Consider the following 22416-nt stretch of genomic DNA (forward strand, 5'->3'; position numbering starts at 1 on the left):
GCGAGCCCGGGGAGGCGGGGGCCGGGAGCCGGGGTGCCGGCGGGGCTTCCCGTACGGACGGAGAAGGGGGCTTTTGCCTCTGAGACAAGAAATTTGCCGCAGAGGCAAGCCCGCGGCTCAATGGAGGCATGAGCCCTCCGGAAGCCGACAACGAGCCGTCGTCCGGGCCGGTCGCCGACCTGCCCGCGGTCGCACCACAGCTGCGTGCCCTGCGCCGACGTGCATCCCTCACCCTGGAGGCCGCCGCACGGGCCGCCGGACTGTCGCCCGCCCACCTCTCCCGGCTGGAGACCGGGCAGCGTCAGCCCTCGCTGCCGATGCTGCTCGCGCTCGCCCGAATCTACGGCACGACGGTCTCGGAGCTTCTCGGCGAGACGGCCGCGGAACGGGACGCCATCGTGCGTGGGGCCGACATGGAACCGACCGCGGCCGGCGGCTGGACCTACTGGCAGGCCGGCGCGTCCGGCCGCGGCATGCAGGCTCTGCGCGTCCATGTCCCGCACGGCTCCCAGGGCGACATCGTGCGGGTGCACCCCGGTGAGGAGTGGCTGCATGTCCTCAGGGGGCGGCTGCGGCTGCGCCTCGGGGACACCACGCACCGGCTCGCACCGGGTGACAGCGCGCACTTCGACTCGCTGACCCCGCACCGCATCGCCGCCCAGGACCCCGACGGGGTCGAGCTCCTGTTCGTCCACACCCTGCTGCAGAGCCCCACGGCCACACTGTGCCTGGGCCCCACCCCTGGAGACATGCCATGACTGACATGGAGGAGAAGTTCCCTCGCGCCCTGTGGGTGCGCCTCATCATCTACATCGCGGTCGGCCATGTGTTCGCGGCCTTCATCTACTTCCTGTTCGAGCTGGGCGCCAAGCAGTGACCTCTCGGGCGGTCACGCCTGGCGGGGTGAACTCGCAGGCGGAAGTACTCAGTCCAGCAGTCGCTCGCGCAGCCGCTCCCGGATCTCCGGCGTGACTCCCACGCCCTTCTCCAGGTAGGTGTCGACCTCGCCCCAGGTCTCCTCGATCGTTTCGAAGGCGGCGCTCAGATACTCGGCGCGGGCCTCGAAGAGGGGACTGAGCAGCTCCATGACCTCGGGGGAGTAGGCCGAGGCGGAGCTGCCGCTGCGCCGCACCTTGTAGCGGCGGTGCTTCGCGTTCGACTCCAGGTAGTCGGCGAGGATCGCCTCCCGCTCGACGCCCACGGCGAGCAGTGTCACCGCCACGGACAGACCCGCGCGGTCCTTGCCGGCCGCGCAGTGCATGAGCGCGGGGACACTGTCCTCGGCCATGGAGCGCAGCACCAGGGAGTGTTCGGCGGTGCGCTCCTTGATAATGGCGCGGTACGAGTTGATCATCCGGTCCGCGGCCCTGCCGTCGCCCAGGGTCTCGCGCAGCTCGTCGATCCGGCCGTCACGGACCATCGTCCAGAACTCGCTGCCGTGGGCCGGATCCGTCAGCGGAAGGTTCACATTGCGCACGCCCGGCAGCTCGACGTCGGGACCCTCCAGCTTCTGGTCGGCCGCGTTGCGGAAGTCGAAGATCGTGTGCAGGCCCAGGGAGGCGAGGAACGCCGCGTCCTCCGCGGTCGCGTGCGCGAGGTGACCGCTGCGGAACAGCACCCCGGGCCGCACCCGGCGGCCGTCCACGGTCGGCAGGCCCCCGACGTCACGGAAGTTGCGCACTCCGGACAGCTCGGGTTCGGTCGACGGGGCCTGCTGGGTCACGGGGGCTCCTCCCAATCGGTGCCGTCGACGCGGCTCGACGGCGGGCACCCACCCGACGATACGACATGGCTTCGTAGGGCACGCAGTTGTCCACAGACGTTGCGTCGAGGGCTCGCCGACCTCGATGATGTTGATGCTTGAGTGCACCTGTTCGTGTCTGTTCGTACCTGTGAGGGACAAAATGCTGGAGATCGCCGACAACGGCCGCACGTGGATTCTGTCCGGGCCGACCAGCAGTTACGCCGTCCACCTCACCGAGGACGACGAACTGCTGCATCTGCACTGGGGGCCACGGATCGCGTTGGCCGACGCCGAGGCCCTCGCCGTACGCCCGCTGCCGGACTACTGGCCCTTCGAGTCCCCGCTCGACGGACGCGAGGAGTACCCGGTCGAGGGCGGCCCCCGCTTCGTCCGCCCCGCCCTGTCGGTGCGCACGGACGAGCGGCGCGGCACCGAGTGGGTCTTCGAGGCGTACGAGAGTGGCGGGGACGACGAGCTGCGGCTCAGATTCCGCGACGGCGGCCTCAGGATCACCCTGCACCACCGCATGCGGCACGACGTCGTGGAGCGCTGGGTGAGCCTGGACAACGAGGGTCCCGCCGTGGAGCTCCTGCGCGCCGACTCCGCGACCTGGACCCTGCCCGACCGCGAGACCGGCTGGCGGCTGTCGCACCTGCACGGCCGCTGGGCCGCGGAGTCCCAGCTCGTGCGCGCACCCCTCACCTACGGCGAGAAGGTCATCGGCAGCCGCCGCGGCCACACCGGGCACCAGCACCTGCCGTGGGTCGCGCTCGACACCGACGCGACCGAGGAGCGCGGCGAGGTCTACGGCTGCGCCCTCGGCTGGTCCGGGTCCTGGCGCATCGCCGTGGCCGAACTGCCCGACACGCGCGTGCAGATCACCGGCGGCGCGGGGTACGACGACTCCGGCCTGCTCCGTCTGGAGGCCGGGGAGTCCTTCACCGCCCCCGTCTTCGCCGGCCTGTGGAGCGACGCCGGCTACGGCGGGGCGAGCCGCGCCTGGCACGCCTACCAGCGGGCGTACGTCATCCCGGACGCGGACCGGGACCGGCCGGTGCTGTTCAACTCCTGGGAGGCCACCGAGTTCGACATCTCCGAGGAGCAGCAGGGGGAGCTGGCCCGCCGGGCCGCGGCGATCGGCGTCGAGCTGTTCGTCATCGACGACGGCTGGTTCGGGAAGCGGACGAGCGACCGTGCGGGGCTCGGCGACTGGACGCCCAATCCCGACCGCTTCCCGGGCGGGCTGAGGCCCCTCGCCGACTCCGTGCACGCCCTCGGCATGCAGTTCGGCATCTGGGTCGAGCCGGAAATGGTCAATCCGGACAGCGACCTCTACCGCGCCCACCCGGACTGGGTTCAGTACCAACCAGGGCGAAAGCGGACGGAACTGCGCAACCAGCTTGTGCTGAACCTCGCGCGCGAGGACGTCCAGGAGTATCTCTGGGAGCGGCTGCACGGGCTGCTCTCCAGCGCCCCGATCGACTATGTGAAGTGGGACTTCAACCGCTGCTTCACCGACGCGGGCTGGCCCGACGACGCCTACCCGCAGCGCCTGTGGGTCGATCACGTGAACGCGCTGTACCGCCTGTTGGACCGGCTGCGCGAGGCCCACCCGGGCGTCGCCTTCGAGTCCTGCTCGGGCGGCGGCGGCCGGATCGACCTCGGTGTCATGAGCCGAACCGACCAGGTGTGGACCTCCGACAACACCGACCCGCTCGACCGGCTCGCCATCCAGCACGGATTCAGCCAGATCCATCCCGCGCGCGCGATGGCCGCCTGGGTCACGGACAGCCCCAACACCCAGCTCAACGGCCGGGTCAGCACCTTGCGGTTCCGGTTCGTCAGCGCCATGGCCGGGGTGCTCGGAGTCGGCGGGGACCTCGCCGAGTGGACCGAGGAGGAACTCGCCGAGGCCCGCGACTGGGTGACTCTCTACAAGGAGATCCGTCCGCTCGTGCAGCGTGGCGACCTCTATCGACTGCGCCCGCCGGAGGGCGGATCGAGCGCGGTGCAGTACGTGCTGGGTGACGAAACGGTCGTCCTGGCCTGGCTCCAGGCGCAGCGCCACGGCGAGCCGGTACCGGCGCTGCGGCTGCGCGGACTCGATCCGGCGGCCTCGTACGAATGCCGTGAAACGGGCGAAGTGCACCGCGGGGCCGTGCTGCTGCATCACGGACTGCGGACCGGCCTCCGGGGTGACCTCGATGCGACGGTTCTCCGGCTGCGCCGCATCTGAGAGTTCTGCCCGAATTGGCGGCTTCATTGCAACTCGGCCTGAAATAAGGCGACCTGGGGGGCGGTGCGTGAGGAGCGTCATATTCGTGACCGTGCGTCGCCCGTCATGTTCACGTAATTCTTATGCATTTCAAGGGAATTAGAGTGTGGGCGATCTTTCGATTTACTGAGGGTGACCGGTAATTCCCATGAGGGATCAACGGAAACGCATTTGCATGCAACCTTCCGCTTGTCCCTGTGCGTCTTAGTCGCTTACGTTCGCCACCGATCCGGACGGACGCCCAATCCTGCCGCCGCCCGGGGCCAGCCCACACTCACCCGTACACGGCAGGAGCGGGGGACCCACAGGTACAACCGCCTGTTTCGGTTCTCCGGAACAGGCTTGGGGTTAAGTCGTACTTCGGTATGGCCGGGCATCTCCAGTCCGCACCCGACAGCTCACCTCGCAGGCGCCGGAGAGGAATTCGCCATGCCCGCGAAGGGTAAGCATCGCCAACCGAAGAACCAGCGCTTCGCCCGTTCCATCGCCGTCGCCGGAGCCGGCGGCGCCGCACTCGCACTTCCACTTCTGGGGGCCACCGGCGCCTATGCGGCGAGTCCCCAGTCCGTTTCCGAGAATGCCGTTCAGTCGTCAGTTCCGACTGCCGCCAAAAAGTCGGTGGCCGCGCGGACTTCGGGCGTGAAGACCTATGTGGTGCGGGCGGGTGACTGTCTCGCGAAGATCGCCGATGAGCAGAACGTCAGCGGAGGCTGGCAGAAGCTCTACGCCGACAACCGTGAGGCCGTCGGCGGCAATCCGTCGCTGATCCATCCCGGTCTGAAGCTCACGATCGGCAAGAAGGCCACGACGGGTGCCGGGAAGACCGAGTCGTCGGCCTCCTCGTCGAAGCCGAAGCCGAAGCCGAAGGCGCAGTCGTCGTCTTCGTCGGCGTCCTCGTCGCAGAAGTCGCAGCAGTCGACGGTGGCCGCTCAGAGCGTCGTGACCACCAGTACCGCGAACGGCTTCACCCTCCCGGTCAGTGGCGCCGTCATCGGCACGGGTTACCACGTGGCGGGCAGCATGTGGGCCAGCGGCTACCACACCGGTGTCGACTTCATCGTTCCGACCGGTACCCCGCTCAAGGCCGTGGGCGCGGGCACGGTCGTCTCCGCGGGCTGGGGCGGCGCGTACGGCAACCAGGTCGTCATCAGGCTGGCCGACGGCTATTACGCGCAGTACGCGCACCTGTCCGCGCTCTCCGTCTCCAGCGGCCAGACCGTGACCGAGGGCCAGCAGATCGGTCTCTCCGGCGCGACCGGCAACGTGACCGGCCCGCACCTGCACTTCGAGATCCGCACCACGCCGGACTACGGCTCGGACGTGGACCCGATCGCCTACCTCCGCTCGAAGGGTGTCTCGGTCGGCTGACGCCGCCCTCGCGACCACCTGCCCGACACGCTGCCGAAGGCCGGACCCACGATCCCCGGGTCCGGCCTTCGGTATGTCTGGGTGCGTCCCAATATGTTTTGGATCCTTCCCGGCCGATCCGTGATCGTCGCATTGCGGCCCTGTGGCGAAAGAGCTCGGTACGTCGACAGAGTGCAGGCGTGGAGGGCACAGTGAACTCCGCTTCTGTGCAAGCGCTTTCTCCCCGCCGAATCCGTCGACCACCAAGCCCGTGACCGAGCACGTGACGGAGCCCATGACCGATCCCGTCACCGCACCCGTCCGCTTCCCGGAAGGAGCCGTCTCCCGTGACGACCACGCGTAGAGCCTTCGCGACCCTGGCCGCCGGAGCCGCAATGGCCGCCCTCGCCCCGGCGGCACACGCGAACGCCTCGCCCCGCCGCCGCCTGATCGCCCACGACGACTTCCGTCACGGCCTCGGCCGATGGGCCGTGGAACTCGAGAAGGGCGGCACCGTCACCGCCTCCCGCGGGATCCTGGAGGTCGACGTGCCCGCCGGTGCGACCGTCTGGTTCAAACAGCGGCTCGAAGGGCCGTACGTCCTGGAGTACACCGCCACACCGGTGGCGGAGGGCGGGGTCAACGACCGGGTGTCGGACCTCAACAACTTCTGGAACGCCATCGACGTCCGTTCCCCGGACGACCTGTTCGCCACCCCTCGGGGCGGTGCGCTCGCCGAGTACGACTACCTCAAGACGTACTACGCCGGATACGGCGCCAACACGAACACCACGACCAGACTGCGGCGCTATGTCGGCGAGGCGGGCGTGCGTCCGCTGGTCTACGACTACACGGAACCGCTGCTGGTGGCGAACCGGCCGAACCGGGTCCGGATCGTCTCCGACGGCTCGACCGTGCGGTGGTGGAACAACGGGCGGCTCGTGTTCGACCTCACCGACCCCGAGCCGTACACGAGCGGGCATTTCGGTTTCCGCACGACCTGGAGCCACTTCCGGATCTCCGGATTCCGGGTGTGGCGGTTGCCGCCTCAACAGCGATGACGAGAAGGCTATTCCTGGCTTGACCAATCCTTGAACGGTGGCTTATCTCACCGCACGTCAACCCTTTCCTACGGTCGCGTAGCTCACATCCCAAGGTGAATCATGGGCCGATGTGGCAGACGATTCGAAGAGTGACAGCAGATCAGTGATCGGGTCGTACGTGGCGGTGGGGGACAGCTTCACCGAGGGCGTCGGCGACCCCGGCCCCGACGGGGCGTTGGTCGGCTGGGCGGACCGGTTCGCGGTACTGCTCGCCGACCGGCGGCCCGAGGGCGACTTCCAGTACGCGAACCTCGCCGTGCGCGGGAAACTGCTCGACCAGATCGTGGCGGACCAGCTGCCGCAGGCCATGCAACTGGCCCCGGAGCTGGTCTCCTTCTGCGCGGGCGGCAACGACATCCTGCGACCCGGCACCGACCCCGACGAGGTCGCCGAGCGTTTCGAGCGCGCGGTGGTGCAACTGAAAACCGTCGCGGGCACGGTTATGGTGACGACGGGGTTCGACACCCGCAACGTGCCCGTGCTCAAGCACATGCGCGGCAAGATCGCCACCTACAACGGGCATGTGCGGGCGATCGCCGACCGGTACGGCTGTCCGGTGCTCGACCTGTGGTCCCTGAAGACCGTTCAGGACCGCCGGGCCTGGGACGGCGACCGGCTCCACCTCTCGCCCGAGGGCCACACGCGTGTGGCGCTGCGCGCGGGACAGGTCCTCGGCTTGGACATCCCGGCCGACCCGGACCAGCCCTGGCCGCCGCTGCCGGCGCGCGGCACCCTGGAGATCCGGCGGGACGACGTGCACTGGGCGCGGGAGTACCTGGTGCCGTGGATCGGACGCCGGCTGCGCGGGGAGTCGTCGGGGGACCATGTGACCGCCAAGGGCGCGCTGTCGCCGGACGACATCAAGACGCGGATCAGCTGGGTGGCTTGAGGAACGCGGTGCCCCGGTCCGCCACAACCCACGGGTTGTGGCGGACCGGGGCACCGCGTCCGCGTGGCGGACCCGGCGCGCTCACGTGGCTGTCGTGCGGCGCGGCCCTACGTCGTCAACGCCTCCCGCACCAGCCCCAGTTCCCGGGCCACCGCCTCGTCCACCCACTCCTGCGCCCGCGCCCGCGGGACGGCGCCGTCGTAGGACGTCAGTTGTACGGCGAGACCGTCGAGCAGGGCCGTGAGGCGCAGGGCCGTGCCGGCCGGATCCGGACACGCGAACTCCCCCGAGGCCACGCCCTCGGCGATGACCTCGGTGAGCGCGGCCTTCCACTGCCGGTCGAGGTCGCGCGTGACCTCCCGCAGCGCGGGCTCGCGCAGCGCCGCCGCCCAGCCCTCGATCCACAGCCGCCAGCCCTTGGCCTGGCCCGTCGGGGCGTACCAGCGCACGGCCGCCCGCAGTCGGCGCAGCGCCGTGGTGCGGCGGCCGAGCAACTTGCGCAGCTGGGCGAGGTCGTCCTCGGCCGCGTAGGTGAAGGCGGCGGCGACCAGCTTCTCCTTCGTCGAGAAGTGATAGAGCACCAACGCGTTGCTCACGCCCAGGGCCGAGGCCACGTCGGCGATCCTGACCGCCACCACGCCCCGCGCCTCGATCTGCTCGACGGCGGCGCGCAGCAACTCCTCGCGCCGCTCCGTCACGCTCAACCGCACTCTCGTCACGCGGTCACCCTAAGCCGTCGCCGTGGGCGGCGGCGGAGGGAGGCTGATCGCCCGAAGGGTTCGGCCCGAAGTCACCGGTACCACCCGAAGCGCTCGGTGATCACCGGCAGCCGGTCCGCGACGATGGCGTGTGCCGCCGCCCGCGGAGTCGTCCCGTCGGCCTCCGCGCGGGACAGCATCTGCTCCACCAGCGCGCGCATGGAGCGGCGGGTGTGGGTGAACGCCTCGTCCGCGGCGGGGCCGATGTCGCCGAACAGGGTCCACCACCACCAGGCGTTGGTCCCGGAGTTGACGACCACGTCCGGCAGTACCGTCACCCCGCGCGCGGCCAGCGACTCCTCGGCCTCCGGCAGGACCGGCATGTTGGCCGCCTCGACGATCCAGCGCGCGGTGATCCGCTCCTGGTTCGCGGCGTCGACGGCGTACGAGACCGCCGCCGGCACCAGTACCTCCGCGTCCGCGCTCAGCCACGCGTCACCGGGCAGCTCACGGTCGCCGGGACGCAGGGCCGTGCGGTCGACGGTCCCGTGGGCGTCCCGCGCGGCGAGCAGGGCCTCGATGTCGAGGCCGGCCGGGTTCGCGAGGGTGCCCTTGATGTCGGCGACGGCCACGACGGTGAGCCCCGCGCGCGTGAGGAAACGTGCGGTGGCCCCGCCCATGGTGCCCAGGCCCTGAACGGCGACCCGGGTGCCCGTGTGCGGGACACCGGCCCGGTCCAGGGCCGCGAGGGCCGACTCCGCGACGCCGCAGCCGCCGACCAGTTCGCCGAGCCCGATCCCGTCCACCTCGATGGCGAACGCGTCCGCGAGTCGCCGCCGGGCCGCCCTCTCGTCGTCGAGCAGCGGATACACGGCCTGAATGGACGACACGAGCCCCGCCTCGGCAGCGGCCCGGTCCACCAGGTCCTGGGTGAGCCCGAGGTCCTCGCCCGTGGTCCAGACGCTCTCGATGTACGGACGCATGGCCCGCAGGTACCGGACCAGAAGCTCGTACGCCCCCGGATCCAGGGGATCGCAGTCGATGCCGCCCTTGGCGCCGCCCAAGGGGACGTACCGGCCCTCCGGGTTGTAGTGCAGGGCCTCCTTCATGGTCATCCCGCGTGCCAGACCGGCCGCCTCGTCCAGGGTGCAGCCCGCACGCATCCGCAACCCGCCGCTGGAGACACCGCGCACCAACCGGTCGACGACCAGGAAGCCCTGGCGTCCGGTGACGTGGTCGGTCCAGACGAGCGACATCAGGGCGGTGGTCACGCGGTCTCCTCGGGGATGACGAACCTCAGGGGCCGCAGGACGGATCGCTGCGGGTGTTACTGAATGATCGGTCAGTATCCGGACGGAGTTCGCACCCTGTCAACGCACGCCGGATCACCGGCGGTAACCCGGTTGTCGGCGGAGCCGACCATAATGGAACGCCTCACCGACTCCACCTGGAGGTACACCGTGACCGGTTTCCGTTCCCCGAGCTCCGGGCTCCGCGCGCTGCGGCCCGCGGCCTTCGGTGCGGACCCGAGCGGTGAGCGCCTGGCGCGCATCCGCAGATCGCCCCACTTCAAGGACGGGGTCTTCCAGAATCCCGGCGGAACCGCCCGGACCCGGCCCTCCGGTTCGACGCTTGAGTTCGCGAAGCTCTTCTTCGACAAGGACGAGCGCGCCCGCCGAGCCCCCAAGGGCACGGTTCCGGTCCACGCGACCACGCTCGCCGACATCGCGAAGCCCCCCGCCACGGGGCTGCGGCTGACGTGGATGGGGCACTCCAGCGTGCTCGCCGAGATCGACGGACGGCGTGTGCTTTTCGACCCCGTCTGGGGCGAGCGCTGCTCCCCGTTCCCCTTCGCCGGTCCCAAGCGCCTGCACCCCGCGCCGCTCCCGCTGGCCGCCCTCGGCCCGGTCGACGTCGTCGTGATCTCGCACGACCACTACGACCATCTGGACCTGCCCACGATCAGGGCGCTGGCCGGTACCGACACCCTGTTCGCGGTGCCGCTGGGCGTCGGTGCCCATCTGGAGCACTGGGGGGTGTCCGCCGACCGGCTGCGCGAGCTGGACTGGCACGAGGCCACCAAGATCGGCGGGCTCACCCTGACCGCCACCCCGGCCCGCCACTTCTGCGGGCGCGGCCTGCGCAACACCCAGCACACGCTCTGGGCCTCCTGGGTCGTCGCCGGGGACGAACACCGGATCTACCACAGCGGCGACACCGGCTACTTCGAGGGCTTCAAGGACATCGGCGCCGAGCACGGCCCGTTCGACGCCACGATGATCCAGATCGGCGCCTACAGCGAGTTCTGGCCGGACATCCACATGACCCCCGAGGAGGGCATGCGCGCCCACCTCGACCTCCAGGGCGGACAGCCGCACGGTGTGATGCTGCCGATCCACTGGGCGACCTTCAACCTGGCGACGCACGCGTGGACCGACCCCGGCGAGGGCACCGTCGCCGCGTCTGTGGCGACGGGTTCCCCGATCGCGCTGCCCCGGCCTGGTCAGCCCTTCGAGCCGACCGGCGAGAGCGTTCCGGCCGACCCGTGGTGGCGGGGTGTGGCGCTCGAACCGGTGGGCGGTTGGCCGGTGGCCCAGGCGCTCGGCGACGCGGTCGCCGAGGTGACGATCAGGACCTCGAGCGATTCGGCGGCCGGAGATCAGGCCAAGGCCGATACAGCGAGTGACATGTCCAAGGGGCCGGGCGAGGGCACCGGAGACCCCGAAACCGTAGCGGCGGGCTGACCGCGGAAGCGGTTCGGACGGGCGGTGAGGGCCGGGGAGCAGCGAGCTCCCCGGCCCTCACCGCTTTTTCGTGACCGCTTCTGAACAGGTGCGATCGAACATTTGTTGTTCATCGGCCCTTCCTCGCGCCACTTATCGGCCTGTCGTACGAAGCCTCATACCAGAGCGGGACGCTCAGCGTGCGAGTTTGTCAACTGCCCACCGCACATGATGCGCTGCCGACTACTGTCAGTGTCCGTCGGGCGACGCAGGGCCGAAGAGTTCGGTTCTCCCGACCGACGCCCGCATGCGCGTGCCCACGACACGCATACCGACATGCGCTCCCTGGCAACCAGGACCGACGGACCAGTACGACGAGGACACCGATGTCTCACCTCCGCGCACCGGCCGCCCGCGCAGACCGCCGTGAGGGCGGGCGGCACGGTCGGCCGGCCGCCCGCGCCGTTCCCGCGCTGCCCGAGACGCACATACGGCCCCAGCTGCTGCGTCTCGCCGTGCTGCCGCCCGTCGCCGCCGCCCTCAGCGGCTGCGCCGCGGTCCTGTTCACCGTGCGCTCCACCGGAGCGCGGCCCAGCCTCCCCCTGTGGGGCGTGCTGGGCGGCGCGGTCTCGGTGACATGCGTCGGCATCCTGGTCGCCGCCGTGGCCGCCGACCGCGCGGCCCGGTCCGTCAGTGACCGGATCGGTGCCCTGCGCCGCAGCAGCGCGCGAGGCGAGGCCGATCTGCGAGCCCTGGTCGACACCCTGCGCCGGGGCGAGGCGCCGCCCTCGCGCAATCCGCGCGGCGGCCCGCCCGAGGACGCCGACGACTTCGAACTCCTCGCCGCCGACCTGACCCGTGCGCACGACGGGGCCGTCACCGCCGTCGTCCAGGCGGCACAGCTCTCCAGCCAGGCGGGCAGCGAACAGAAGCTGGAGGTCTTCCTCAACCTCGCTCGCCGACTGCAGTCGCTGGTGCACCGCGAGATCTCGATCCTCGACGAGCTGGAGAACGAGATCGAGGACCCCGACCTCCTCAAGGGCCTCTTCCACGTCGACCACCTCGCCACCCGCATCCGCCGGCACGCCGAGAACCTCGCCGTACTCGGCGGTGCCGTCTCGCGGCGGCAGTGGAGCAACCCGGTCTCCATGACCGAGGTGCTGCGCTCGGCCATCGCCGAGGTCGAGCAGTACTCCCGGGTCAAGCTCGTGCCGCCGATCGACGGGGAACTGCGCGGTCACGCCGTCGCCGACGTGATCCACCTGCTGGCCGAACTCGTCGAGAACGCCACGGTGTTCTCCGCCCCGCACACCCAGGTACTGCTGCGCGCCAACCTCGTCACCTCAGGGCTCGCCGTCGAGGTCGAGGACCGCGGACTCGGCATGCCCGTCGGCGAGCAGAGCCGGATGAACGCCCTGCTCGCCGACCCCGATCAGGTGAATGTCGCCAGCCTGCTGGCGGACGGCCGCATCGGTCTCTTCGTCGTCTCGCAACTCGCCAAGCGGCACGGTATCCACGTCCGGCTGCAGACCAACATCTACGGCGGGGTCCAGGCCGTCCTCGTCGTGCCGCAGGCCCTTCTGGGCGCGGCGCCGGGCGCCCTCGGAGCCGTTCCGCAGCCGCCGGACGGCCGGCCGGTGTCGACCGGGCCCGCGGGTCCGGCGATGCCGCCGCGACAGACCGGGCCCGAGGGGACGTATCGGGAGGTGCCGGTCGCACGAGGTGGTGCGTCGCCCGCACCGCCCTCGCTGCCGTCCGCCGGGCAGCGCCCGCAGCAGTCCGCCTCGGCGGGGGAGCGGGGGGCTGGGCGGACGATGGGGGCGGGATCGGCGTCGACCTCCGTGTCGGGGTCGGCCTCGGGCGCGGCTTCTGGGACGGCGTCAAGTCTGGGCGGGGCGCCCGGGGCGGCTTCGGGGCCTGGGACGCGAACGGGTGCGGGTGCGGATTCCGCTGCGGGTGCGGGGGGCGGCGGCGGTTCGGTTCCGGGTTCAGTTCCGGTTCCGGTTCCGGGTTCGGGTTCGGGTTCGAGTTGGAACGGCGGTGGGCCTGCCCCGCTTCCCGTGCGCGGGGCGCGCAGGGGGCGGCATACTCCCGCAGAGGCCGTGCCCGGCATCAGGCCCGAAGACCGGCCCCTCGTGGCGGAGCACACGGCCGCGCCGCCGACCCCGCGTGCCGGCGCCGTACGCGGCACCATGGGCAAGCCCCAACTGCCCCGGCGCCGGGCTCAGGAGCACATCGCGCCCCAACTGCGCGACGGCCCGGCGCCGCGCCAGGACTCGGAGGACTCGGCCGGTCACGACCCGGGCCTGATGGCGGCCTTCCAACGCGGGATCGGCCTCGCCGAGGCGCAGCAGCACCTGAAGGCGGCGCCCGACGATACGACTACTTCCATGGCGTCGACCCACACGGCGTCGACCCACACGGCGTCGACCCACACGGCGTCGACCCACACGGCGCCGACCCACACGGCGCCGACCCACACGGCGCCGACCAACATGGGGCCGGTAGACACGGCGTCGCCCTACACGACCTCGCCCTACACGACCTCGATCCACACGGCGTCGCCCCACAGGGCCTCGACCCACACGGGGCCAGTCGACACGGGCACGGCCCACATGGCGCCGACCGACAGGCGGCTGACCGACGAGGGGCTGACCGAAGTGGAACTGACCGGCGTGGGGCTGACCCGCATCGAGCCTTCCGGTATGGCGCCCTCCGACATGTCCGACAGGGTGCCTTCCGACACGTCGTCCCCCGACAGGTGGGCCTCGGGCACGCGGTCGCCCGACATGGATTTCGGCCACACGGGTCCAGCCGATGGAGTGTCCTCGTACCACGCGGACGCCACCGACATGACTCCAGCGCCTTCCATGGACGTACGACCCCTGCATCCGCTCCCCACGGACCAGGCCCGCATAGCCGAGGCGCGCTACCCGCACGCGCCGGCGTACCGCGAAGCGCGGGCTGCGCGCGGCAGCGGGGACGTGCCCGGTCATGACCTCGACCTCGATCACCGCACCCGGCACGACGGGAGCGCACCCGCCGGATGACCACCCCCGCGTTCACCCCACCCCCCAGCGCTCCCGCAGACCTTCGTACCTCAAGGAGTCGATCCACCATGGCGAGCGAAGCGCCGACCGGCCAGGTATCCGATCTCGACTGGCTGATGAGCGGCCTCGTGCAGCGCGTACCGCACACCACCAGCGCGGTACTCCTCTCCTGCGACGGGCTCGTGAAGTCGGTCCACGGCCTCGACCCCGACAGCGCCGACCACATGGCAGCCCTGGCCTCCGGCCTCTACTCCCTCGGCCGCAGCGCCGGCGTCCGCTTCGGCGACGGCGGACACGTCCGGCAGGTCGTCGTCGAACTCGACTCGACCCTGCTGTTCGTGACCACCGCCGGTTCCGGTACCTGTCTCGCCGTGCTGGCCGGCCGCGAGGCCGACGCGGCGGTGCTCGGCTACGAGATGGCGATGCTGGTCAAGAGCGTCCGCCCCTACCTGATGACCGCGCCCCGACAGCACGCCGTCGAACCCACGGCGATGAGGCCTTGAGGGTGGCGACGGTCGGCGACGGGCCCTGGCTCGACGACGCGGCCGGGCGGCTGGTGCGCCCCTTCACGGTCAGCAACGGCCGCACCCGGCCCAGCATCGCGCTCGACCTCCTGTCGCACGTGATGGCCACCGGAGCCACCCCCTTCGGCTACCTCGGCCCCGAACACGCCGAGGTGCTCGACATGTGTCGCGCACCCGTCTCGGTCGCCGAGGTGGCCGCCCACCTCAAGCTGCCGGCGGTGGTCACCAAGGTGCTGCTGTCAGACCTCGTCGACTGCGGGGCGCTGACCACCAAGCCCCCCGAGTTCCACCACAACCCGACTGACCGGGCCCTTCTGGAGGCAGTGCTCGATGGACTACGACGACAGCTCTGACCCCTTCCCCACCGCACTGAAGATCCTGGTGGCGGGAGGGTTCGGAGTAGGCAAGACGACCCTCGTGGGCGCGGTCAGCGAGATCGCCCCGCTCAGCACGGAGGAACTGCTCACCACGGTCAGTGCCGCGACCGACAACCTCGAAGGCATCGAGAACAAGGTCGAGACGACCGTCGCCATGGACTTCGGCCGCATCACCCTCGACCCGGAACACGTTCTGTACCTGTTCGGCACACCCGGACAGGAGCGGTTCTGGTTCATGTGGGACGAGCTGTCCGAGGGTGCTCTCGGGGCGGTGATCCTCGCCGACACCCGCCGACTGGAGGAGTGCTTCGCCGCCGTCGACTTCTTCGAACAGCGTGGCCTCGGCTTCATCGTCGCGATCAACGAGTTCGACGGCTCGTACCGCTACGACCCGGAAGAGGTCCGCGCCGCCATCGACCTCGCCCCGGAGATCCCGGTCGTCCGCTGCGACGCCCGGATCTCCAGCTCGGGGGTGCAGACCCTGCTCACCCTGGTACGGCACCTCATCGCCCACAGCCCGGCGCCCGCACCGAGCCACGGCGCCCACATGTGACCCCCGCACACCCCGCAACGGAGCCGCATATGACGTACATCCACAGCGACGGAGCCCGCCCATGAGCTACGACCTGCCCCGCCCGGCCGGTCGACTGCTGCTCACCCCCGAGGACAAGGAGGCCCCCGCCCGCGCCCGGCGGCTGGCCCTGCTGGGCCTGGGGGAACACCCGGAACCCGCCCTCGACGCCTTCGCGCACCGCCTCGCCGAGCGGGTCGCAGCGCCGTACGCCATGGTCAACTTCATCGGCGAGCAGCGGCAGTTCTTCGCGGGACTGCGTGTTCCGGAAGCCAGACCCCGTGCGACCACCGACGAGGCCAAGCCGGAGATCGGCCGCTTCATGGAGCGCGACCATGGGTTCTGCCCCCATGTGGTGGTCCGGCGCAAGGCGCTGGTACTGGAGGACGTCCGCGACTATCCGCGGTTCGCCGGCAACCCTGTCGTCGACGAGTTCGGCATCCACTCCTACCTCGGCGCTCCGCTCATCGACACCACAGGGATGGTGCTGGGCACCGTGTGTGTCGCCGACATCGAGCCACGGGCCTGGGGAAAGGCCGGCCTGGAGAACATCAAGTCGACAGCGGCGGACCTGGTGGCCCGACTGGAACCGCCCGCGGCGGAGACATTCGCACGGTGAACGCCGTGGTCCTCCGGCTGCGTGAGGAGACGCCTGTGACCGCGCGACGAGACGACGGCGGCCGGGCCGCATGCGGGACGACAGCCGTGTGCATGTCCGCCCCGCAGCCCGCCGGCCGAGCGTTCAGTTCACCAGGACGGTCCGGCGGCCTGCGTTGAGAGCGATCCGGCGGCGTGCGGAGCGGGGCAGGGCGGGCACCACGACCGTGCGTGCCTTCGTCACGCGCCTCGCCAGATGTTGTCGAAGGCCGCGTCCTCGATGGTCCGCCGCTGCCGCACGGCCTCCAGTTCCGTCACCGCGTCGCCGACCGCGGCCAGCACGGCCTCGACCGCGTCATCGCCCGGACCCGGCACACCGTCGTCGGACGCGTCCTCCGGGATCCCGGCCGCAGTGGTCGACTTGTCCGCGATCCCGACGGCGGCGGTCAGCGCGGCGAAAACGGGGTCGCCCGAAGCCTGGCGTGCCTCGGCGTGGCGCCGGGCCGGCGAGTCCGTCGGCGACCTGCGATCGGTCTGGCCCCGGAACCGGCGACCGCGCACCCGTACGAGCAACCCGTCCGTCTCCAACGCGGCGAGGTAGGCCGAGGAGAGCCCGCGCCCCCGTCGCCACAGCCAGTCCTCGGTCGACTCGTAGGGTTCCTGCCGGATCAGCGAGGACGCGGCCTCGTCCAGCAGACGATCGCCCGATGCCGTAGTGATGCCGGGCACGATTCGGTCGCCGTCGATTTCGACCGACCGGGTCTCGATGAGGTCGATCAGTTCGGCCCCCGCGAGTGCCAGTGACAGGTCACCGGATGCCACGGGTGCGTCGGGCGCCACGCCCAGGGCGACGATCTGCAGGTCCCTTGCTGTGCTCATGATGGCTCCCCGTCCGGCGGCCGTCCCTCAAAGGCCGAGTGTCGCACGATCACGACCACGAGGGATCGGGGGCAGCCGCGGAAGGGCGTGAAGGAAAGCTGTGGCGCCGCTTAAGAAATCCTCGATGGACCGGGGCGCCGCCGTACGGAAGATTGCTACGCGATTCCACCCCTCTCCCCGGACGCGGGCTTCTTCGGCATGCCCGCGGCCCCGGGGTCTCACCTCAGGAGCCGTAGCGTTGAAGGCGCTGGTCAAGCAGAAGGCGGAGCCCGGGCTGTGGCTCGTGGACGTCCCGGAGCCCGCCGTCGGACCCGGCGACGTACTGATCAAGGTGCTGCGTACCGGCATCTGCGGAACCGACCTGCACATCCGGTCCTGGGACGGCTGGGCGCGGCAGGCGATCCGCACCCCGCTCGTCGTCGGGCACGAGTTCGTCGGCGAGGTCGTCGAGGCCGGGCGGGACGTCACCGACATCAAGGCGGGCGACCGGGTCAGCGGCGAGGGCCACCTGGTGTGCGGGAAGTGCCGCAACTGCCTGGCCGGACGGCGGCACCTGTGCCGGGCCACGGTCGGCCTCGGCGTCGGCCGCGACGGGGCGTTCGCCGAGTACGTGGCGCTGCCCGCCGCCAACGTGTGGGTGCACCGCGTCCCGGTCGACCTCGACGTCGCCGCGATCTTCGACCCGTTCGGCAACGCGGTGCACACCGCGCTGTCCTTCCCGCTGGTCGGGGAGGACGTCCTGATCACCGGCGCGGGTCCGATCGGGCTGATGGCCGCCGCGGTGGCCCGCCATGCGGGCGCCCGCAACGTGGTGGTCACCGACGTGAGCGAGCAGCGGCTGGAGCTCGCCCGCAAGATCGGCGTGAGTCTCGCGCTCGACGTCACGCGGGCGACGATCGCGGACGGGCAGCGGGAACTGGGACTGCGCGAGGGCTTCGACATCGGACTGGAGATGTCGGGCCGCCCCGAGGCCCTGCGCGACATGATCGCCAACATGACGCACGGCGGCCGGATCGCGATGCTGGGCCTGCCGTCCGAGGAGTTCCCGGTGGACTGGGCCCGGATCGTCACCTCGATGATCACCCTCAAGGGGATCTACGGCCGGGAGATGTTCGAGACCTGGTACGCGATGTCGGTCCTGCTCGAAGGCGGGCTGGACCTCGCTCCCGTCATCACGGGCCGGTACGGCCACCGCGACTTCGAGGCGGCGTTCGCCGACGCGGCGAGCGGGCGCGGCGGCAAGGTCATCCTCGACTGGACCGCCTGAACCATGTGACCTCCTTCCAGACTCCCCTTCCGGACTCCCACCAGCGCGAGCACCTCAGGAGCTTTTCGATGTTCGACTCCGTGCGCGACGACCTGCGCGCCACCCTCGACGAGATCCGCGCCGCCGGTCTGCACAAGCCCGAGCGCGTCATCGACACCCCGCAGTCCGCCACCGTCGGCGTGTCCGGGGGCAGCCGGCCCGGCGAGGTCCTCAACTTCTGCGCCAACAACTACCTCGGCCTCGCCGACCACCCCGAGGTGATCGCCGCCGCCCACGCCGCCCTGGACCGCTGGGGCTACGGCATGGCCTCCGTACGTTTCATCTGCGGTACGCAGGAGGTGCACAAGGAACTGGAGGCCCGCCTGTCGTCCTTCCTCGGCCAGGAGGACACGATCCTGTACTCCTCCTGCTTCGACGCCAACGGCGGCGTGTTCGAGACGCTGCTGGGTCCCGAGGACGCGGTCGTCTCCGACGCGTTGAACCACGCGTCGATCATCGACGGCATCCGCCTGTCCAAGGCCCGCCGTTTCCGCTACGCCAACCGCGATCTCGCTGACCTGGAGCGGCAGTTGAAGGAGGCGCAGTCCGCCCGACGCCGGCTGATCGTCACCGACGGCGTCTTCTCGATGGACGGCTATGTGGCCCCGCTCCGCGAGATCTGCGACCTGGCCGACCGTTACGACGCGATGGTCATGGTCGACGACTCCCATGCCGTCGGTTTCGTCGGCCCCGGCGGGCGCGGCACCCCCGAACTGCACGGGGTGATGGACCGTGTCGACATCATCACCGGCACCCTCGGCAAGGCGCTCGGCGGAGCCTCCGGCGGATACGTCGCCGCCCGCGCCGAGATCGTCGCGCTGCTGCGCCAGCGCTCTCGGCCGTACCTCTTCTCCAACACCCTGGCCCCGGTGATCGCCGCTGCCTCCCTGAAGGTGCTCGACCTGCTGGAGTCGGCGGACGACCTGCGCGTGCGGCTCGCGGAGAACACCGCCCTGTTCCGCCGACGGATGTCCGAGGAGGGCTTCGACGTGCTGCCCGGCGACCACGCGATCGCACCCGTGATGATCGGGGACGCGGCGCGGGCCGGACGCCTGGCGGAGCTGCTCCTGGAGCGCGGTGTGTATGTGATCGGCTTCTCCTACCCGGTCGTACCGCAGGGGCAGGCCCGCATTCGCGTGCAGCTGTCCGCCGCGCACTCCACGGGGGACGTGAACCGCGCGGTCGACGCGTTCGTGGCCGCGCGGGCGGAGCTGGAGGGAGAAGAAGCGGGGGACCGGGAGACCGAGGGGAAGGGCTGACCGGCCTCGGCCGACCGGACATATTGCGATAATCGTTCGCATGATCGAAGCGCGGCGGCTCCACATCCTTCGTGCGGTGGCCGACCACCGCACGGTGACGGCGGCTGCCGCCGCGCTGTACCTCACCCCGTCGGCGGTCTCGCAGCAGCTGGCGGCCCTGGAGCAGGAGACCGGCCACCGGCTGGTCGAGCGCGGTGCCAAGGGGGTACGGCTGACTCCGGCCGGTGAGATCCTGCTCGACCACACCCACGCCGTCCTCGCCCAGCTGGAGCGGGCGGAGGCCGAGCTCGCCGCCTACGGCTCGGGCGAGGCCGGCACGGTCACGGTCGCCTCGTTCGCCACGGGCATCGCGCTGGTGGTCGGTCCCGCGATGGCCCGCCTCGCCGGAACCGCGCCCGGCATCCGTATCCGCGTCCAGGACGCCGAGGGCGACGCCAGCCTGCCGATGGTCCTCGACCGGCAGGTCGATGTCGCGGTCGCCGTCGAGTACCGCGGGGCTCCGCCCGCCGACGACCCCCGCCTGGTCCACGTTCCGCTGTACGCGGAGCCCTTCGACGCCGTCGTCCCGGTCGGTCACCGTCTCGCCGACGTCGACGAGGTGCCCCTCGCCGAACTGGCGAAGGATCCCTGGATCGGCCCCTACCCCGGCAACCCCTGTCACGACGTCGTGGTCCTCGCCTGTGAGAGCGCGGGCTTCCAGCCCCGCCTCGAACACTCCTCGGACGACTTCCGAGCGGTGGTGGCCCTGGCGTCGGCGGACGCGGGCGTCGCCCTCGTCCCGCGCTCCGCGCTGCGCGGCATGGACCTCACGGGCGTGGTGGTGCGCCCCGTCGACGGGGTCGCGCCCACCCGCCGGGTGTTCGCGGCGGTGCGACGGGGAGCGGAGGAACACCCTCTGATCCGTCCCGTGCTGGACGCGCTGGCGGACGTGGCCCCGATGTAACCCGCCCGTTTCATTTCCGGGATAGCGTCCCTGATATGAAACAGGGCATCCAGGAGAACGGCCCAGTCGTGAGGTCGGCCGCAGATCCGGCCGCGGATCCGGTCGACACCCGGCTCGGCGCCCGCCTCGCCGAGCTGCGGACCGAACGAAACTGGACACTGGGGGAGTTGGCGGAGCGCAGCGGGGTGAGCCGGTCGACTCTGTCGCGGGCCGAGCGGGCGGAGATCAGTCCTACCGCCTCGCTCCTGAACCGGCTGTGCCACGTGTACGGCCGGACCATGTCCCAGCTGCTCAGCGAGATCGAGGCGGAGCCGGCGCTGCTGGTGCGGGCCGCCGAGCAGCCGCGGTGGGAGGACCGGGCCTCCGGGTTCGTACGACGGTCCGTGTCCCCGCCGCACTCCGGGCTGCGCGGCGAGCTGGTGGAGGGGCGGCTCGCCGCGGGCGCCGACATCGGCTACGACCGGCCGCCCGTACCCGGGCTCGAACAGCACATCTGGGTGCTGGCCGGCGAGCTCGACGTGACTACGCGGGACGTCGAACACCACCTCGGCACGGGGGACTGTCTGCGGATGCGGGTCTGGGGCCCGACCCGCTTCCGGTGCGCCGGCCCGGACGAGGCGCGGTATGTGCTGGCGGTGGTGCTGCCGTGATCGTGACCCGGCTGGAAGTGGATCAGCTGGACGCGGATCAGCTGGACGCGTGCCTGTCGGACGCGGGCCGGCTGGAGGCGCATGGGCGGCTGAACGCGCACCGGCTGAGGGACGCTCGACCGGACGCAACCGTCGAGCAGTTGGCCGACCTGCTGGTCGACACCGTCGACGGCGGCGCCTCGATCGGGTTCCTCGCCCCGCTGGACCGGGCGGCCGCCGTCGCCTGGTGGAAGGCGCGCGTCGTCGCGGCCGCCACCGGGCAACTCGCCGTGTGGACGGCACGCGACGGGGACCGCCTCGTCGGCACGGTCACGCTGGCCTACCCGGACAAACCCAACAGCCGCCACCGCGCCGAGCTGGTCAAGCTGATGGTGCACCGGGACGCCCGCGGCCAGGGCCTGGGCCGCGCGCTCCTGGCCGTCGCCGAGCGGGCCGCGACCGAGGCGGGCGTCACCCTCCTCCACCTGGACACCGAGACCGGCAGCCCCGCCGAGCGTCTCTACCGCTCGGCGGGCTGGACGATGGCCGGTGTGATCCCCGACTACGCGGCGAACCCGTCCGGTGTGCTGCGGCCGACGACGCTCTACTACAAGCACGTCGGTACCCGCCCCGAAGCCTTGGCGGGCGTTCTCACCAGGTGATTGTCAGTGGGAGCCGCTACGGTGCCTGTCATGCCGGATGCCGAAGACGTACGACGGATCGCCCTGTCCCTGCCGGACACGACGGAGAAGGTCGCTTGGAGCATGCCCACGTTCCGGGTCGCGGGGAAGATGTTCGCCACGCTGCCCGAGGACGAGACCTCCCTCGCGGTGCGCTGCCCGAAGGAGGAACGCGGCGAACTGGTCCTGGCGGAGCCGGAGAAGTTCTGGATCGCTGATCACGAGGCGCAGTTCGCCTGGGTGCGGGCCCGCATCTCGGCCCTGGAGGAGGACGAGCTGCGGGACATCCTCGCCGACTCCTGGAGGCAGGCGGCGCCCTCCCGACTCCTCGAGGCCTACCCCGAGTTGGGACTGCCGACCGGAGACTGAGACTCCTCGGGCGTTGTCAGTGCCGCCTGCCATGATCCGGGAAGAGCGTGGGAGCCGGGGCGGAGGGGGCCTCGGCTACCCGCCACGTCCGCCACGGGAGAAGAGCTGACCGTCAAGAGTGGTCGCGGACAAACGGGTGCGCGACCACGGACCCGAGTGCGGTATTGTTTCCATGCACGCTCGGCCAGGGGAAACCCCAGGTCAGACGGGCATCGGGACGTGGCGCAGCTTGGTAGCGCACTTGACTGGGGGTCAAGGGGTCGCAGGTTCAAATCCTGTCGTCCCGACGGTACGAAGGGTCTTCGCAGGCACCAGCCTGTGGAGGCCCTTTTTCGCGCGGCCCGGGTCCGGCTTCCTCGCCTCCGGGTCCGCGACGCGGATCGCCCTCAACGCCCTCCGCATCCACGGCGGTTACGGATACTCGGCCGAGTACGACGTCGAACGCAACCGTCG

At 71.0% G+C, this 22416-nt stretch carries 22 protein-coding genes, 1 tRNA gene and 1 riboswitch; of the genes, 19 read left to right on the forward strand and 4 right to left on the reverse strand.

What is annotated here, in order from left to right:
* Positions 1–128 precede the first annotated feature (128 nt).
* Together OHA64_RS41040 and OHA64_RS41045 are read left to right on the forward strand one after the other, a co-directional pair.
* Entirely contained in the window at positions 129–758 is a 630-nt protein-coding gene (locus OHA64_RS41040) for a helix-turn-helix domain-containing protein (RefSeq protein WP_405622235.1), read from the forward strand.
* Complete coding sequence (locus tag OHA64_RS41045) at positions 755–877, forward strand: DUF6126 family protein (RefSeq protein ID WP_405622237.1); 123 nt, start codon at positions 755–757, stop codon at positions 875–877. The genes OHA64_RS41040 and OHA64_RS41045 overlap by 4 nt, the downstream gene beginning before the upstream one ends.
* Positions 878–925: 48 nt before the next feature.
* On the opposite strand, the gene OHA64_RS41050 is transcribed toward OHA64_RS41045, so the two are convergent.
* Positions 926–1723: a tyrosine-protein phosphatase gene (locus tag OHA64_RS41050; RefSeq protein ID WP_405622239.1), complete on the reverse strand. Its 798-nt coding sequence runs from the start codon at positions 1721–1723 to the stop codon at positions 926–928.
* A 181-nt stretch (positions 1724–1904) separates the two neighbouring features.
* Here OHA64_RS41050 and OHA64_RS41055 point away from each other — a divergent pair, with 181 nt between their 5' ends.
* From OHA64_RS41055 to OHA64_RS41070, 4 genes are all read left to right on the forward strand, one after another.
* Positions 1905–3980, forward strand: a complete 2076-nt coding sequence (locus OHA64_RS41055) for an alpha-galactosidase (RefSeq protein ID WP_405624325.1) — start codon at positions 1905–1907, stop codon at positions 3978–3980.
* A 304-nt stretch (positions 3981–4284) separates the two neighbouring features.
* Positions 4285–4444, forward strand: a riboswitch (cyclic di-AMP (ydaO/yuaA leader).
* 4 nt (positions 4445–4448) lie between these two features.
* Positions 4449–5387: a peptidoglycan DD-metalloendopeptidase family protein gene (locus OHA64_RS41060; RefSeq protein WP_405622241.1), complete on the forward strand. Its 939-nt coding sequence runs from the start codon at positions 4449–4451 to the stop codon at positions 5385–5387.
* Between the two features lie 326 nt (positions 5388–5713).
* Positions 5714–6427 carry a DUF6250 domain-containing protein gene (locus OHA64_RS41065; RefSeq protein ID WP_405622243.1) on the forward strand — a complete coding sequence of 238 codons (714 nt, stop codon included), beginning with the start codon at positions 5714–5716 and terminating at the stop codon, positions 6425–6427.
* Between the two features lie 145 nt (positions 6428–6572).
* Entirely contained in the window at positions 6573–7358 is a 786-nt protein-coding gene (locus OHA64_RS41070; protein ID WP_405624326.1) for an SGNH/GDSL hydrolase family protein, read from the forward strand.
* A 107-nt stretch (positions 7359–7465) separates the two neighbouring features.
* Here OHA64_RS41070 and OHA64_RS41075 read toward each other — a convergent pair whose 3' ends face one another.
* Both OHA64_RS41075 and OHA64_RS41080 read right to left on the reverse strand, forming a co-directional pair.
* Positions 7466–8077 carry a TetR/AcrR family transcriptional regulator gene (locus tag OHA64_RS41075; protein ID WP_405622245.1) on the reverse strand — a complete coding sequence of 204 codons (612 nt, stop codon included), beginning with the start codon at positions 8075–8077 and terminating at the stop codon, positions 7466–7468.
* A 71-nt stretch (positions 8078–8148) separates the two neighbouring features.
* Positions 8149–9327 carry a Glu/Leu/Phe/Val dehydrogenase dimerization domain-containing protein gene (locus tag OHA64_RS41080; RefSeq protein WP_405622247.1) on the reverse strand — a complete coding sequence of 393 codons (1179 nt, stop codon included), beginning with the start codon at positions 9325–9327 and terminating at the stop codon, positions 8149–8151.
* 189 nt (positions 9328–9516) lie between these two features.
* Here OHA64_RS41080 and OHA64_RS41085 point away from each other — a divergent pair, with 189 nt between their 5' ends.
* From OHA64_RS41085 to OHA64_RS41110, 6 genes are all read left to right on the forward strand, one after another.
* The gene (locus OHA64_RS41085) at positions 9517–10800 is read left to right on the forward strand and encodes an MBL fold metallo-hydrolase (RefSeq protein WP_405624327.1); all 1284 of its coding nucleotides are present in this window, start codon (positions 9517–9519) and stop codon (positions 10798–10800) included.
* Between the two features lie 365 nt (positions 10801–11165).
* Positions 11166–13829 (forward strand): ATP-binding protein, encoded by a 2664-nt coding sequence (locus OHA64_RS41090; RefSeq protein ID WP_405622249.1) that lies wholly within the window; start codon positions 11166–11168, stop codon positions 13827–13829.
* Positions 13830–13897: 68 nt separating this feature from the next.
* Complete coding sequence (locus tag OHA64_RS41095; protein WP_356768754.1) at positions 13898–14332, forward strand: roadblock/LC7 domain-containing protein; 435 nt, start codon at positions 13898–13900, stop codon at positions 14330–14332.
* Positions 14333–14334: 2 nt separating this feature from the next.
* Entirely contained in the window at positions 14335–14706 is a 372-nt protein-coding gene (locus OHA64_RS41100) for a DUF742 domain-containing protein (RefSeq protein ID WP_405622251.1), read from the forward strand.
* Positions 14684–15283: a GTP-binding protein gene (locus OHA64_RS41105; RefSeq protein ID WP_405622253.1), complete on the forward strand. Its 600-nt coding sequence runs from the start codon at positions 14684–14686 to the stop codon at positions 15281–15283. Before OHA64_RS41100 ends, OHA64_RS41105 begins: the two co-directional genes overlap by 23 nt.
* A gap of 61 nt (positions 15284–15344) precedes the next feature.
* Complete coding sequence (locus OHA64_RS41110) at positions 15345–15920, forward strand: GAF domain-containing protein (RefSeq protein WP_405622255.1); 576 nt, start codon at positions 15345–15347, stop codon at positions 15918–15920.
* Positions 15921–16138: 218 nt separating this feature from the next.
* On the opposite strand, the gene OHA64_RS41115 is transcribed toward OHA64_RS41110, so the two are convergent.
* Positions 16139–16777, reverse strand: a complete 639-nt coding sequence (locus OHA64_RS41115; RefSeq protein WP_405622257.1) for a GPP34 family phosphoprotein — start codon at positions 16775–16777, stop codon at positions 16139–16141.
* Between the two features lie 238 nt (positions 16778–17015).
* On the opposite strand from OHA64_RS41115, the gene tdh reads away from it, so the two are divergent.
* From tdh to OHA64_RS41150, 7 genes are all read left to right on the forward strand, one after another.
* Positions 17016–18044 (forward strand): L-threonine 3-dehydrogenase, encoded by a 1029-nt coding sequence (gene tdh, locus OHA64_RS41120; RefSeq protein ID WP_405622259.1) that lies wholly within the window; start codon positions 17016–17018, stop codon positions 18042–18044.
* 68 nt (positions 18045–18112) lie between these two features.
* Positions 18113–19342 carry a glycine C-acetyltransferase gene (locus tag OHA64_RS41125; RefSeq protein ID WP_405622261.1) on the forward strand — a complete coding sequence of 410 codons (1230 nt, stop codon included), beginning with the start codon at positions 18113–18115 and terminating at the stop codon, positions 19340–19342.
* A 40-nt stretch (positions 19343–19382) separates the two neighbouring features.
* On the forward strand, positions 19383–20285 hold the full coding sequence (locus OHA64_RS41130) for a LysR family transcriptional regulator (RefSeq protein WP_405622263.1): 903 nt from the start codon (positions 19383–19385) through the stop codon (positions 20283–20285).
* A 35-nt stretch (positions 20286–20320) separates the two neighbouring features.
* Positions 20321–20935 (forward strand): helix-turn-helix domain-containing protein, encoded by a 615-nt coding sequence (locus tag OHA64_RS41135; RefSeq protein WP_405622265.1) that lies wholly within the window; start codon positions 20321–20323, stop codon positions 20933–20935.
* Between the two features lie 89 nt (positions 20936–21024).
* A complete protein-coding gene (locus tag OHA64_RS41140; RefSeq protein ID WP_405624329.1) occupies positions 21025–21576 on the forward strand; it encodes a GNAT family N-acetyltransferase in 552 nt (183 codons plus the stop codon).
* A 30-nt stretch (positions 21577–21606) separates the two neighbouring features.
* Positions 21607–21963: an MmcQ/YjbR family DNA-binding protein gene (locus OHA64_RS41145; protein ID WP_405622267.1), complete on the forward strand. Its 357-nt coding sequence runs from the start codon at positions 21607–21609 to the stop codon at positions 21961–21963.
* 213 nt (positions 21964–22176) lie between these two features.
* A tRNA-Pro gene (locus OHA64_RS41150) sits at positions 22177–22250 on the forward strand.
* Positions 22251–22416: the final 166 nt, after the last annotated feature.

Origin of the sequence: Streptomyces sp. NBC_00076 (assembly GCF_045041235.1) — a bacterium.
GTDB lineage: Bacteria > Actinomycetota > Actinomycetes > Streptomycetales > Streptomycetaceae > Streptomyces.